The following is a 13,804-nucleotide window of genomic DNA, read 5'->3' as shown; positions in this document are numbered from 1 at the left end:
ACCATGCTCGAATTACTGCAGCAAGGCTTCGGTGCTGTCTTCTCCATCCATATCATGCTGCTGATGGCCATCGGCGTAGCCGTGGGCATCGTGTTCGGCGCCGTACCCGGCCTGTCCGCCACCATGGCGGTAGCCCTGTGCCTGCCGCTGACGTTCACCATGGGCCCGCAGGCGGGCCTGTCGCTGCTGGTGGCGCTGTTCATCGGTGCCACCTCCGGCGGTCTGATCTCGGCGATTCTGTTGAAGATTCCCGGTACGCCCTCCTCCATCGCCACGGTGTTCGACGGCGGCCCACTGATGGAACAGGGCCATGGGGTCAAGGCACTGGGTATAGGGATCGTCTTCTCCTTCCTGGGCACCATCTTCAGCATCGTCGCGCTGATGTTCCTCGCCCCGCAACTGGCCAAGGTGGCCCTGAGCTTCGGCCCGCATGAATACTTTGCCATCGCCGTGTTCTCCCTGACCCTGATCGCCACCCTGTCGGCCGGCTCCATGGTCAAGGGGCTGTTCGCCGGTGCGCTGGGGATTGCCGTGTCCACCGTCGGCATCGCACCGGTGGAGGCCATCCGCCGCTTCACCTTCGACTTCAGCGAGCTGAACGGCGGCTTCTCCATGCTCACGGTGATGATCGGCATGTTTGCCGTGGCCGAGATCATCAAGGTAGCCGAAACCGGCCGTCATGCCGTACAGGGCAAGGCCAAGTCGGTGAGCATGAAGAACATCAAGGGCTTCGGCTTCTCGCTCAAGGAGTTCCGCGAACAACTGCCCAACGCCGGCCGCTCCGGGCTGATCGGCCTGGGCATCGGCATCCTCCCGGGCATCGGTGCCGGCACCTCCAACCTGGTGTCCTACATCATCGCCAAGAAGCGTGCGAAGGACGGCCACACCTACGGCAAGGGCAACATCGGTGGCGTGGTAGCCAGCGAAACGGCCAACAACGCCGGCATCGGTGGCGCCATGCTGCCGCTGATGACCCTGGGCATCCCTGGCGACACCGTCACCGCGATCATGCTCGGTGGCTTCCTGATCCACGGCATCCAACCCGGCCCGCTGCTGTTCATCAGCCAGGGCCCGCTGGTGTACACCATCTTCGCCGCGCTGATCGTCGCCACCGTCATGATGTTGTTCATGGAATTCTACGGCCTGCGCCTGTTCATCAAGCTGCTCGACGTGCCCAAGCACATCCTCCTGCCGATCATCCTGGTGCTGTGCGTGGTCGGTGCCTTCGGCCTGTCCAGCCGCTTGTTCGACGTCTGGTCGATCCTGCTGTTCGGCCTGCTCGGCTATGGCTTCGTCAAGGCCGGTATGCCGGCGGCGCCGTTCATCATCGGCTTCATCCTCGGGCCGATGGCGGAAACCAACCTGCGTCGCGGCCTGATGCTGTCGGATGGCAACTTCGCCGACTTCTTCACCAACCCCATCGCCGGCACCTTCCTGGGTCTGGCCCTGGCCTTCGTGCTCTGGCAGGTGTTCAGCGCGCTGCGCCCCAAGCCCAGCGCGATCAACGAGATTCTGCGTACCTGAGCCAGACGGCAAGCAAAAGGCCCCGCCAGCTAATCGGTTGGCGGGGCCTTTTGCTTGATTACTTGCAGACTCGCTTGGCTACGCAGCTACGGTACCTTTCAGCATCCCTTGGCTGCATGGCTCGCTGGCAACCTTTGCTGCGGCAGAAAACGGCCAGAAGCAGCCGCTCGGATATGTCTCTGAAATTAGGGGCGATTTAATCCAGTTTTCGTTGACCACAGCCCCCAGTCCGCCTCAGGTTTTCAGGAGGCGAATTCTAAACTCAACCCCATTTCCGACGTTTAAAGCAGAAACCTTTCCCTGCATGCTCGCGACATAGCTCCGCACCATGTTAAGCCCCTGCCCCAAGTGACCCCCCGGGCCTGCTCTTAGGGAAACACCATAATTGAATATTTCCTCTAATTTATTTTCCGGTATAGGTGGACCTTGATTGGCCACTATAATTGCAACGTGCGTATTCTCCACCCCGACAGAGAGCACAATAGGCGTACCTGGATCTCTAAAATCATTTGCATTATTTATAACAGCATCCAACACCGACTCTAGCATATCCCCATTTGCCAGGGCATAGACTGGTTCTTCAGAACCATCATATACAATCCCTCCTATATGATGAGACTCGGCGGCATTCACTAGATACTCTGTGACGTTCTCGCTAGTGGTGTTTGCAGGTAAGCTTGCAAAGATATCCTTCGGATGTCGTTTGAGTCCGCCGCCAGCATCGCTCTCAGCATAAGCTCCGGACAGAGTTTCCAACGCAAATGAAATCCGGTCTATATCCCTCCGGTCAGCGTCCCTCGCATCCGGATGCCGCGATATGAGGCTCTGCAGCGGCGACCTGATCTCGTGTCCAAGCGACAGCATAAGCTCTCTCTCCCTATTCGCTTTCTCCGTCGAGATCTCATTCGCTGACGTTAAGGCTTGATGAAGTTCCTGGATATTCTCCCAAAGAACACCAATCTCACTTTTACTTGAACTTATGGAGTAAGGCGGATCTCTGCGATCTTTGTCGCTAAACTTTTCCCGCATAAAAAGCGTATTCTTCCTGACCTTGTATAGTGGCGACAGAATAAAAATTTGCAGATAGACCAGCACAGCTATCAAGAGCGCAAATAGCACGAAAGCGAAAGCAATACTGGCACCAGCGGCCTCTCTCCACCCCGTCAGCACATTCGATGCATCCCCTTGTATGCTGATAGTTGCTCCACCATCAATGACTGATTCCTTGGTGACCACCGGAGATGAAACAAGAAAATTAATAAACCAGTTGGTAACCTTGGCATAGAGCTCTTGGAGTATTCCCTTTTCCGACTCCGCATACCCAGTAACATCAGGAAAGACAGAGTACACCTCACCACCCTTAGATCGAAAAGATAGCTGCTCTCCACGCGATAAATATCGGCGCGCATTATCAAGGGAGAATATTGGATCAGACTGAAATTGGGTTGAGTCAAATATCTTCTCTTCTGCCCCTGCGCCAGGTCTATGCAGGGAGACCGTTATTCTCGCCTCGTAGATATCCTCGGGCGGCCAGGGACGACTCGAGTCTTTGTTCGCGCGATATGCATCATCTAAGAACGAAGATAACGGAACCTGAAAAATAAATTCGTAATCCCCCGAAGAGTCGCCCGATCTTTCGGCCTTGAGCACTCGGCCTCTAATTTCGGGCTCCCTGGCATATGCTAAGTTCCTGGACTTTCCAGTCTTGAAACCCGTGAGGCTCCAAGCCTCGGAGAGATAGGGTACTGGCGCCTTCAGGTTTCTCAACAAGGGATCGAAGGTTATGGTGTAGTCGTCCACCCTTCCCCGCGAACTAATGGACACAATAAATCTATGACCAGTTGCAGGATTATCCACATACCTCGGCGAAACCAGCGTATCGCTCGTGGAGAACGAGCCGCGGATATAGGCTATAGCCCCTGGTTCCTTATTATTGAGCACGCCAACACAGACTCGATTTCTGTTGGAGGAGTCGAGAGAGTAGCTACAGCTTGGCAGCGCCTTAAGCTCTTCCGTATGGCCAGGCATCACAGACACGTATTCTATGGGCAGAACATACGGCGGTATACCTTGCATACCAGCGGAAGGGGCGCTGATATTCAAAAGCGAAATACGCCCATCAAGCGAGTCGTACTCGTACGCAATTCTCTCAAGAGTCCTGTCGATATGTGCTTCATACTGAGAGGCGATAGAGTTGAAGCTCAAGTCCAGTGTAAATTTGGTACCTACCGAGACTACGATAAAAATGAGAAAAATTGCCCCATAGATCGATACGCGAATTTTAGCTTTGGCAAGATTGATGCGAATCTTTGCAAGATCAATAGCTACCCCTGCCATCTTGCGCCCTTCATTCGCACCACATCTATATTTCCGTCCGCGGCCACCTCCTGCAAGGCCACTCGTATAGTTCGGAAGTGCTGCTGCAGTCCTTGGGGATTACGCCCGCTCTTAACAAGACCGTATAGATCATCATAAGCCACGACCGCACCCTGGGCGCTATATATTTTTTGAAGAATCATTTTCGCCGTATGAGGTATATTTAGTGCCTTATCCTTATAATAAGCCTTTCCGGTCTCCTGGTTTATATAGAAATCCGCAACAGCATCATTTGACTCCTGCTTGGTCTTAGATGCTCGATGCAGGACACGCAGCGCCGAATCAATAAACTCTCTAGGCTCAGTCACTGGTTTAACTAGGTAATCCCAAACATCCAGCTCCAGCATTATTGACTTGTAAACCAAGTGATCTAATCCCGAAACAACAATGACTGGGCTATTGAAATTCTTACTATTAACCTTAACGATACCGAAGCCTGCGTTCCTATCCGGGGCCAGCTCAATATCCAGCACAATCAGAGAGTAATTGTTTTTTACGATAGCCTCTTCAGCCGATTCTCGATCTAGGAACTGATCAACTTTCACATTTTCTGCTAGCTGTCTGCAATATTCTGCCAGCGATTCGTTCACTTCTTGAACATCTTCGATCACGGCAATCTTGTACATGAACCTATCCTCACTCTATTACCGATATGATTTTCCTTTGCAGGCCCTAGCGCAAGAGCCTCCGCATGAGGAAATCCTCACGTTCACCTGCTTTTCATCACATCCCGCAGCGTTTACCGCGCTGTCGATGCGACGCCTCAGTTTCATGATCAAAGCCATCCGCTAACCGCGTTTTTTCCTCACGGTTGCATGCGTAGATTCCTTCCCATGACTCTGATCATCATCAGAAGGAAATTGTTCATGTCTCGTGAAAGCTTTCAAATTCTCGCGCTATCCGGTGGTGGATACCGCGGCCTCTATACCGCAACGATCTTGGCTGAAATTGAGCGTGAGCTGGGCGGCCCCATAGCTCAGCATTTCGACCTCATTGCAGGTACCTCTATCGGTGGAATTCTGGCCCTAGCGATTGCCAACGAAATTCCCGCCAGCAATTTAGTGGAGATGTTTGTTAAGAAAGGTCGGGATATCTTCAAACCCAGGGCCCGCATGCCTATTTTCAAGTCGTCCTTCAGCAGTGAGGAACTGAAGAAGGTCATCTCAGCTGAAGACATGCTGGGGGAGCGGCTGCTGGGTGATGCTCTGCATCCAGTCATCATTCCCACCATCAACTACTCAACTGGTAAGCCCGTCCTATTCAAGACACCTCACAACGAGAATTTCCGCCGCGACCATCTCCACAAGATGGTAGACATCGGGCTAGCAACCAGTGCTGCTCCCACTTATTTCCCGCGCCATTTCTTTCAACACAACCAGTACGTCGACGGAGGTCTCTTCGCAAACGCCCCTGGTCTTCTGGCTGTCCATGAAGCCGAAACGTTCCTTGGCGCCGACGTTTCCCAATTGAAGCTTCTTTCTATTGGCACGATGTCCTCCAAGTTCACGGTGAACCCTAAAAACAACCGTAATGGCGGCGCGGTCGACTGGGGCGGAGGCAACCCCTTCAAGGCAGCCCAGCGCCTCTTCGGCCTGTCGATCTCGGTCCAAGAATCTCTCTGCGACTTCATGCTGATGCATAGGCTAGGAGGTCGATACACCCACATTGATGAGGATCTGACAGACGATCGCTCAAAAGCCGTCGCATTGGATAAGGCCGACAAGGATGCACAGGAGGTGCTACGTGGGGCGGGACTGGAGAAAGCCAAAAGCTGCCTGGGCGATCCCAAATTCATGAGCCTGTTTGCTCACAAAGCGGCAAAACCGAAGTTCTATTACGGCGCACATGCTCAATCTCAGGAGGAATGCCATGCTTAATCTCACCAAGATCTTCTACTCCTCCTCCGCAGATGCTGAGCATCTGCACGGCGCACTCCTTCCGGATGATGAGCAACGGGCATTTCTGCGGTCCTGCAGGACGAAAATTAAGGACTACTTGAAGCCTGCGATTGCTAATGCCACGGTTCACGTGCTGGGCATGCAAAAACAGGTGCAGCCCCGCTTCCGCACGCAAGGCTCTTGGGCCTACAGCACGTGCATCCAACCTGCACACACGCTCGACCAAGAAATGGACCTCGACTACGGGGTGTACCTCCCGGTGGATGTCTGGCAGGAGAACGGCCCGCCGGCAGAGATGGCAAAGGCTTACTTTGATCTGGTCGAATCGCTGCTCCAGATACTCTGCCTTCAGGAAGGATGGACGCTCGTCACGGGCGACGATGCGAAAGACACCTGTATTCGCATCGATGTTGCGAGCTGGGCACACATCGACATACCGCTGTACGCAGCTCCGGCCGCGGACTTTGAGAAGGTGGTAGAGAAGACTGCCATGCTGAAGGCAGAAGCCAGGGCGGTGAACTCGGTTCACTTCGGCATGATGTGGGAATCGATGGAGTCGATGGACTCGGTCTATGCCAATGCCCAAACCTGGGATGACCTTGATCAAATCATGATGGCATCGAGAACCGGGAAATGGATCGCCTCAGACCCTGAAAGCGTTGCCAAGTGGTTTCGTGATCAAATCACGCGGTTTGGCGAGCTGGGAGAGCAATTCCTCCGGGTCTGCCGCTATATGAAAGCGTGGAGGGACTTCAACTGGAAGAATGGAGGTCCCACCTCTGTCTCGTTGATGATTGCCATCGCCCAGGGCTTTGAAGGCAAAAGAGGTCGTGACGACATCGCCCTCGAGCAGGCCGCTGCGGTGGTTGCCCAAGCGGTGCGCGGTGATATCTATGAGCATGGCATTGATGAGAGCGCAGAAGACTTTAACAGACTCAAGCACGACAAGCGTATCGAAGCCGGGCGTGCTGCTGATCGCCTTGTAACGAGTCTACGTAGCTCAAGAAACGCCCCCTCTCATCAGGGCTCGAGCGCGCTTCATTCGCTACGCGCGGTGCTCGGCGATCGCATTCCCTTCTCCCCTGAGTTGATTCAAGAGGAGGCACCGGCAAACATCGTGCGCAGTGCATCGCCGGCCATCGTCGCGACTCCCTACGTTCCCAACACTTCGGCGGGCTGATATGGACGCCAAACGAGTTGGGGATGTTCTCCGGTTAATGCACGACCTGAACTTTCGTGCATTGCCCATCAAGGGCGGTTACCGGCGCTTTGTCGGAGACCTCACCTGTAATGCAGGTGAGGTCAGCATAGAGCTGAGCGTTTCAGACTGGGACTTCGTCGACTACCCCAAGATCCGTATCTTGGGACAGCCGGATTTTTTGCCGAAACGGATGGCCCACCATGTAACCGATGGCTCGTTCTGCTACATGGCCAAAGGCGAAGTCATCCTTGATCGCTACAACCCCGCTGGCTCCATTCTGCGCTGCCTAAATCAAGCCACCGGGTTACTCAACGACCTCATTGCTAACCCCGCAAGAAACCTCAGTGACTTCCAAGCCGAGTTTCAGGCTTACTGGACGGCTCCGAGCAAAGGCACAGTCTTGCATGTGGGCGTAGGCAACATGTCAGCCTCAGCCCAGTCAGCACCGGTCTACTCCTTTGTACCTGGAGATCGGCTCAGAAGGGTCATCTCCACGGACGCCGATTCCACCTCTAAGATGGCTGCAGTGTGGGGGGAGCAAGCCAACGAAGAAACCAAGACTTACTGCTGGGTCTTTCAAAGCGCTTCTCAACCACCGGTCACGGATGCCCTCCCCTGGACAATTAAACAAACACTCCAGTGGCTGAAGGAATGGGACATCTCTCTTTACAAGAGATGCCAAACAATCATTGAGACCGACAAGAAATTCCTAGACATTGGATTCGCTTACTTCCTGATTGACTGCCCAGTCGGCTGGGTGGGATTCAGATTTTCCATCGACTCAACGATCCTCAAAAGGCTCGCCCTGTCGCGCGGAGGCAAGTACCGCGGACAAGCGCTATTTCAATTTCTGCTCACTTATGGCGGCGGTGAAAAGATCAGCAGGCTGCGAGTGCAGGATCTCAGTCATAGCTTCATCGGCTCAAGAAACCTGACGTCATCACTAGGGGCAGCTTTGTCCGGGCGAAAAGTGGCATTGATTGGCTGCGGCGCCATAGGCGGCTACTTGGCTCAGGCACTCATACGCCTGGGAGCAGGCCACGGAGAAGGCAAGCTAGAGCTGTTCGACCCCCAGATTCTCATGCCTGAAAACCTAGGCCGGCATGCGCTCGGCTTTAAATATCTGTTCAAAAGTAAAGCGGAGGCCCTGAAAGATGAGGCTCATCTGCAGCTACCAGGCATCAATATCGAGGCTCATGATCTCGAAATGCGCTCGCCAAACTCCTTGAAGGACTTTGACTTGGTCGTGAACGCGACAGGCGAGGAACCAGTTGCCGAGATGCTGAACGAAGCCCAAATCAACGCCGAACACTGCTTTCCACCGATTCTCCATGTCTGGATCAAAGGCAATGGAGAAACTGTTCAGGTGTTATGGACTGATAGCCAAGAGTTTGGGTGCTTCAGATGCCTGCGATCCAACGGTGAGAACCATATGCAGGAACGATACCGGGTACTCAAAGAAGCCCCTGAGAAGTCATACAGAGCCTGCCAACACTACACACCATACGCAGTATCCGCCCCAATTTCTGCTGTTGCACTCGCGATGGATCTGATTGTCGACTGGTTGAGGTCAGATGACCCAAGCCCCCGCTTCAGAACCAGATCGGTCGAAACAGCCGATGTTTTCAAGGTTAAAAACCAGAACATCAGGCCGCTAGTTGGCTGTCCCGCATGCGCAACGAGATAGTCTTTTCTTGGCCAGACGGTTCCGGGCGGTACGTCCTGATCGAAGGACATGTTTGGGATCTTCTGATGTCGCATGCCCAGACAAAATCCAATTCGACTGAAGCTGGAGGCATCCTTTTGGGCCATAGAGCCGGTGGCCATATTCACATAATCTCGGCAACCGGCCCCTCCCGAACGACAAGAGAGCAAGACTTCGATTCGATCGCCTGGATACTGGCCATCAAAAAGCTGCACGTGATGCTTGGGCAAGTAGCGAAGGTACTGTCGACTATGTGGGAGATTGGCATACGCACCCGCAGAGCGTCCCTACCCCCTCATCCAAAGACCATGTGGAGTGGAAGAAGCTGACAAAGGTACTGTCGAGCTTGCACTTATTCGCCATCGTAGGTTCGTCAGGCAATAGCTTATGGCTTGGTTGCGGAGCGAGCCTGCAAGAGATTCTTCAACTGACGAAGGGCTGAATCGCCACTGCTTTTGTAGATACCCTAAGCGTCAGCGGCAGTTTGTAAACCAATTCGGCCCAGTCCGCTCCTGGCCGATGGCAGCCGGACGTAGCAGCCCGCAATGCGCCGAAAGTCTCCTGATGCGACCTGGCCACATGCCCCGACTCCAGGCGGGGCATATCCATCGGTTCACCATAGGTTCCGAAGAACCTTCCCTATCAGTCTCGCCGCCCCACCTCGGCCTGCTGCACCGTCCACCCAGCGACCTGCTCACTCAGGCTCAGGCCCAGACCCGGGCGGGTCGGCACCAGCATGCGCCCGTCGCGGATTTCCATACGCTCGTTGAACAGCGGCTCCAGCCACTCGAAATGCTCGACCCAGGGCTCGCGCGTATGGCTGGCAGCCAGATGCACATGCAGTTCCATGGCGAAGTGCGGCGCCAGGGTCATGCCGGCCTGCTCGGCCAGGCTCTGCACGCGAAGATACGGCGTGATGCCGCCCACGCGCGGTGCATCGGGCATCAGGAAATCGGCACCGCGCTGGCGGATGAACTCCCAGTGCTCGGCCGGGCTGGTGAGCATCTCGCCGGTGGCGATCGGTGTATCGAACAGGCGCACCAGCTCGGCATGCCCCTCGGCGTCGTAGCAGTCCAGCGGCTCCTCGATCCAGATCAGGTCGAAAGGCTCCAGGCGTCGGCACATGCGCCGTGCGGTCGGGCGATCCCACTGCTGATTGGCATCGACCATCAGCGGAAAGCTCTCGCCCAGATGTTCACGCACCGTGCTGACGCGGTGGATATCCAGGGCCCAGTCGGGCTGACCGACCTTGAGCTTGATGCCGCCGATGCCCTTCTCGCGGGAGCTGTCGGTGTTCTTCAGCAACTGGTCGAGCGGCGTATGCAGGAAGCCGCCGGAGGTGTTGTAGCAACGCACCGAATCGCGATGACTGCCAAGCAAACGCGCCAGCGACAGACCACTGCGACGTGCCTTGAGATCCCACAGGGCGACGTCGAAGGCGCCAATGGCCTGAGTCGCCAGGCCGCTACGGCCAACCGAGGCGCCGGCCCAGCACAGCTTGTCCCACAGCTTGGCGATATCGCTGGGATTTTCGCCGATCAGGTTCGGCGCCACTTCCAGGGCATGGGCGAACTGCCCCAGGCCACCGGCACGCTTGGAATAGCTGAAACCCAGGCCGCGGTGCCCGTCACGGGTCTCGATCTCGGCGATCAGAATGGCGATTTCGGTCATCGGCTTCTGCCGGCCGGTGAGCACCTTGGCATCACTGATCGGATTGGCCAGCGGCAGCGCCACCGAGCGCAAGCTCAGCCAGGCGATGCGGTCGTCATCGGCGCAGACAGGGGCGGATCGATCGTTCATACAAACCTCCTCGGGATGGACAATCGACGACCCAACCAGGTCGCCGAAACAGGGCAACCCGCTTCAGGCTACGACCAGGGTCGGCGCCCGAGCGGAACACGCCAGAGAATTGCTTCGCCCCATGCATGCCTCCCCGTTACTGAGACAAATCGCGCCAGCGTTGTCATACAACATTAGTCGTATACAGCCTGAGCCCACTGCCTGTCACCGAGCCCCCTGCGCAGGCCCTGCCGTTGATCGACCAAGAGCAGGCAAGAGGCCCGATCTAGAGCCTTGAAAGCGCTTTCAAGCAGCCTTGCTCCGAGGTCTCGCAAGACCTTTGGCCGAGCCCGAACGCGACCATGGCCTGGCAACGCCTGAACAGGTTCGCGTTGACATCCGGCAAATCAGGTGCTGACATCAATGCCATGTCATATGACAACGTATGACAAATCGATAACAACAAGCAACCGGAGTTCAGGCACCGCCATGACAAGCACCTCCAGCGCGCTCCGTCCTTTCAATCGCCTGCTACTGACCGGCGCTGCCGGCGGCCTGGGCCAGGTACTGCGCGAACGTCTGCTCCCCTACGCCAATGTTCTGCGCCTGTCCGACATCGCCGAGATGGCTCCGCCCGCCGGCCCGCACGAAGAAGTCGTGCGTTGCGATCTGGCCGACAAGCACGCCGTGCATCGGTTGGTCGAAGGCGTCGACGCCATCATTCACTTCGGTGGCGTATCGGTGGAACGCCCCTTCGAGGAAATCCTCGGCGCCAATATCTGCGGCGTGTTCCATATCTACGAAGCGGCCCGTCGCCATGGCGTGAAGCGCGTGGTGTTCGCCAGCTCCAACCATGTGATCGGCTTCTACAAGCAGGACGAAAAGCTCGACGCCCACTCCCCGCGCCGCCCGGACGGCTACTACGGCCTGTCCAAGTCCTACGGCGAGGACATGGCCAGCTTCTACTTCGACCGCCATGGCATCGAGACCGTCAGCATCCGTATCGGCTCGTCGTTCCCTGAGCCGGCCAACCGCCGCATGCTGAGCACCTGGTTGAGCTACGACGATCTCACCCAACTGATCGAGCGCAGCCTCTACACCCCCGAGGTCGGCCATACCCTGGTCTACGGCGTGTCGGATAACCGCGAGGTGTGGTGGGACAACGGCAAGGCCGCGCATCTGGGCTTCCAACCCAAGGACAGCTCGGAAGTGTTCCGCGCCAAGGTGGAGGCACAGCCGATGCCGGCGGCCGACGACCCGGTACGCATCTATCAGGGGGGCGCCTTCGTGGCCGCCGGCCCGTTCGGCGACGATTGAGCCGCACAACGCCCCGACTCAAGCCATAACCAGAGCGCTTCAGCCATGACTGCCGAACTGATCGTCGATGCGCGCAACGCCACGGGTGAAAGCCCCGTATGGAATGCTGTCGAACAGGCGCTTTACTGGGTCGACATCCCCGCCGCCCGCCTGCACCGCTGGTCCGCCGCCGATGGCCAAACGCATGTCTGGCAAGCCGATGAAATGCTCGCCTGTCTGGCCATGCACCCGGCCGGTGGTTGGCTGGCCGGCATGCAGAGCGGCCTCTTCCATCTGCGCCCTCAAGACGACGGCAGCCTGCAAGCCGAGCGTTTGACGCCAGTCGAGCATGCCCGCCCACAGATGCGTTTCAACGACGGGCGTTGCGACCGTCAGGGCCGCTTCTGGGCTGGCAGCATGCTGCTGGACATAGCGGCCGGCACGCGGGCCGGTGCGCTGTATCGCTACGACGGCCAACTGCAGCAGGTACTGGATGACCTGATCGTGCCCAACGGCCTGGCCTTCAGCCCGGATGGCCGCAGGATGTACCTGTCCGACTCGCACCCGTCGGTGCAGGCGGTATGGGCCTTCGATTACGACACGGACAGCGGCACGCCGCACGATCGCCGCCTGTTCATCGACATGAAGCAGCATCCCGGCCGGCCGGACGGAGCGGCCGTGGACATCGATGGCTGCTACTGGATCTGCGCCAACGATGCCGGCCTGATCCACCGTTTCACCCCCGATGGCCGCCTCGACCGCTCGCTCGCCGTGCCGGTGAAGAAACCGGCCATGTGCGCCTTCGGCGGCGCCAGCATGGACACCCTGTTCGTCACCTCGATCCGCCCGGCTGGCGATCTCTCCGACCAGCCCCTGGCAGGCGGCGTATTTGCTCTGAACCCCGGCGTGCGCGGCCTCGAGGAGCCGAGCTACCGCCCCTGAACTCGCTTCACTCCGGGCCACCTGGCGGCGCCGGACTTGCACTGCTGTTCTCTCCAACAACAACAAGATGGAGCTTTCCGCATGAACCTCAAACGCAAGCTGCTTCTCGCCACACTTCCGCTAGCCCTCGGCCTCTCTTCCTTCGCTCAGGCCGAGGTGACGCTGAAGATCGCCGAGATCCATCCAGCCGGCTACCCCACGGTGGTGGCCATGGAGCACCTGGGTCAGAAACTCGAAGAAGCCACCAACGGCGAGATCAAGTCGCGCATGTTCGCCGGCGGTGTGCTCGGCTCGGAGAAGGAAGTCATCGAGCAGACCCAGATCGGCGCCGTGCAACTGACTCGCGTCAGTCTCGGCTCGGTCGGCCCGGTGGTGCCCGCCACCAACGTGTTCAACATGCCGTTCGTGTTCCGCGACGTCGAGCACATGCGCAAGGTGGTCGACGGTGAGATCGGCCAGGAAATCCTCGACGCCATCACCGACTCCGACTTCAACATGGTCGGCCTGGCGTGGATGGAGGCCGGCAGCCGCAGCCTCTACACCAAGAAGCCGGTGCGCAAGATCGAAGACCTCAAGGGCATGAAGATCCGCGTGATCGGCAACCCGTTGTTCATCGACACCCTCAATGCCATGGGCGCCAACGGCATCGCCATGGACACCGGGGAAATCTTCAGCGCCCTGCAGAGCGGCGTGATCGACGGCGCTGAGAACAACTCGCCGACCCTGCTCGAGCACAACCATTTTCGCGCGGCCAAGTACTACACCCAGACCCACCACCTGATCCTCCCCGAGCCGCTTTTGATGTCCAAGACCACCTGGAACGCGCTCACCCCCGAGCAGCAGGCTCTGGTCAAGAAGCTGGCCAAGGAGGCCCAGCAGGAAGAGCGGGCGCTGTGGGCCGCGAAGGAGAAGGCCAGCGACGAGAAACTCAAGGCCGCAGGCGTCGAGTTCATCGAAGTCGACAGCAAACCCTTCTACGACGCCACCGCCCCGGTTCGTGCGAAGTACGGCGCGCAGTTCGCCGACCTGATCGAGCGCATCGAAGCGGTCAAGTAACGCCCGACTTCTGAACAACGACGTGGC

Annotated in this window: 11 protein-coding genes; 8 read left to right on the top strand and 3 right to left on the bottom strand. The window is 57.3% G+C overall.

Features of this window, described 5'->3' with window-relative positions:
- Positions 1–3 precede the first annotated feature (3 nt).
- Positions 4–1,524, top strand: coding sequence for a tripartite tricarboxylate transporter permease (locus tag OU800_RS06415; RefSeq protein WP_268182107.1), 1,521 nt, complete (start codon positions 4–6; stop codon positions 1,522–1,524).
- A gap of 234 nt (positions 1,525–1,758) precedes the next feature.
- Here the strand turns inward: OU800_RS06415 and OU800_RS06410 are convergent, their stop codons facing one another.
- On the bottom strand, positions 1,759–3,861 hold the full coding sequence (locus OU800_RS06410) for a sensor histidine kinase (protein ID WP_268182105.1): 2,103 nt from the start codon (positions 3,859–3,861) through the stop codon (positions 1,759–1,761).
- On the bottom strand, positions 3,849–4,526 hold the full coding sequence (locus OU800_RS06405; RefSeq protein WP_268182103.1) for a response regulator transcription factor: 678 nt from the start codon (positions 4,524–4,526) through the stop codon (positions 3,849–3,851). The genes OU800_RS06410 and OU800_RS06405 overlap by 13 nt, the downstream gene beginning before the upstream one ends.
- A 207-nt stretch (positions 4,527–4,733) precedes the next feature.
- On the opposite strand from OU800_RS06405, the gene OU800_RS06400 reads away from it, so the two are divergent.
- The 4 genes from OU800_RS06400 to OU800_RS24230 all read left to right on the top strand — a co-directional run bounded on the left by OU800_RS06400 (position 4,734) and on the right by OU800_RS24230 (position 9,146).
- A complete protein-coding gene (locus OU800_RS06400) occupies positions 4,734–5,777 on the top strand; it encodes a CBASS cGAMP-activated phospholipase (protein ID WP_268182102.1) in 1,044 nt (347 codons plus the stop codon).
- Complete coding sequence (locus OU800_RS06395; protein ID WP_268182101.1) at positions 5,770–6,978, top strand: CBASS cGAMP synthase; 1,209 nt, start codon at positions 5,770–5,772, stop codon at positions 6,976–6,978. The genes OU800_RS06400 and OU800_RS06395 overlap by 8 nt, the downstream gene beginning before the upstream one ends.
- 37 nt (positions 6,979–7,015) lie before the next feature.
- A complete protein-coding gene (locus OU800_RS06390; protein WP_268182099.1) occupies positions 7,016–8,686 on the top strand; it encodes a ThiF family adenylyltransferase in 1,671 nt (556 codons plus the stop codon).
- A 205-nt stretch (positions 8,687–8,891) separates the two neighbouring features.
- Complete coding sequence (locus tag OU800_RS24230; RefSeq protein WP_442964764.1) at positions 8,892–9,146, top strand: Mov34/MPN/PAD-1 family protein; 255 nt, start codon at positions 8,892–8,894, stop codon at positions 9,144–9,146.
- 200 nt (positions 9,147–9,346) lie between these two features.
- Here OU800_RS24230 and OU800_RS06385 read toward each other — a convergent pair whose 3' ends face one another.
- Positions 9,347–10,504 carry an L-talarate/galactarate dehydratase gene (locus OU800_RS06385; RefSeq protein WP_268182098.1) on the bottom strand — a complete coding sequence of 386 codons (1,158 nt, stop codon included), beginning with the start codon at positions 10,502–10,504 and terminating at the stop codon, positions 9,347–9,349.
- A gap of 468 nt (positions 10,505–10,972) precedes the next feature.
- Between OU800_RS06385 and OU800_RS06380 the strand changes: the two genes are divergently transcribed.
- The 3 genes from OU800_RS06380 to OU800_RS06370 all read left to right on the top strand — a co-directional run bounded on the left by OU800_RS06380 (position 10,973) and on the right by OU800_RS06370 (position 13,777).
- On the top strand, positions 10,973–11,800 hold the full coding sequence (locus OU800_RS06380; RefSeq protein ID WP_268182097.1) for an NAD-dependent epimerase/dehydratase family protein: 828 nt from the start codon (positions 10,973–10,975) through the stop codon (positions 11,798–11,800).
- A gap of 45 nt (positions 11,801–11,845) precedes the next feature.
- A complete protein-coding gene (locus OU800_RS06375; protein WP_268182095.1) occupies positions 11,846–12,721 on the top strand; it encodes an SMP-30/gluconolactonase/LRE family protein in 876 nt (291 codons plus the stop codon).
- 81 nt (positions 12,722–12,802) lie between these two features.
- Entirely contained in the window at positions 12,803–13,777 is a 975-nt protein-coding gene (locus tag OU800_RS06370) for a TRAP transporter substrate-binding protein (protein ID WP_268182093.1), read from the top strand.
- Positions 13,778–13,804 lie beyond the last annotated feature (27 nt).

The sequence above is a fragment of the Pseudomonas sp. GOM7 genome (assembly GCF_026723825.1).
Taxonomy (GTDB): Bacteria; Pseudomonadota; Gammaproteobacteria; order Pseudomonadales; family Pseudomonadaceae; genus Aquipseudomonas.
Note: the sequence above shows the minus strand (reverse complement) of the source record. Positions and strands in the feature narration are given on the sequence as shown.

Excerpts from the sequence above, each read along its gene's own strand:
- OU800_RS06415 (WP_268182107.1), top strand. The coding sequence starts at position 4 with ATGCTCGAATTACTGCAGCAAGGCTTCGGTGCTGTCTTCTCCATCCAT.
- OU800_RS06410 (WP_268182105.1), bottom strand. The coding sequence starts at position 3,861 with ATGGCAGGGGTAGCTATTGATCTTGCAAAGATTCGCATCAATCTTGCC.
- OU800_RS06405 (WP_268182103.1), bottom strand. The coding sequence starts at position 4,526 with ATGTACAAGATTGCCGTGATCGAAGATGTTCAAGAAGTGAACGAATCG.
- OU800_RS06400 (WP_268182102.1), top strand. The coding sequence starts at position 4,734 with ATGACTCTGATCATCATCAGAAGGAAATTGTTCATGTCTCGTGAAAGC.
- OU800_RS06395 (WP_268182101.1), top strand. The coding sequence starts at position 5,770 with ATGCTTAATCTCACCAAGATCTTCTACTCCTCCTCCGCAGATGCTGAG.
- OU800_RS06390 (WP_268182099.1), top strand. The coding sequence starts at position 7,016 with ATGCACGACCTGAACTTTCGTGCATTGCCCATCAAGGGCGGTTACCGG.
- OU800_RS06385 (WP_268182098.1), bottom strand. The coding sequence starts at position 10,504 with ATGAACGATCGATCCGCCCCTGTCTGCGCCGATGACGACCGCATCGCC.
- OU800_RS06380 (WP_268182097.1), top strand. The coding sequence starts at position 10,973 with ATGACAAGCACCTCCAGCGCGCTCCGTCCTTTCAATCGCCTGCTACTG.
- OU800_RS06375 (WP_268182095.1), top strand. The coding sequence starts at position 11,846 with ATGACTGCCGAACTGATCGTCGATGCGCGCAACGCCACGGGTGAAAGC.
- OU800_RS06370 (WP_268182093.1), top strand. The coding sequence starts at position 12,803 with ATGAACCTCAAACGCAAGCTGCTTCTCGCCACACTTCCGCTAGCCCTC.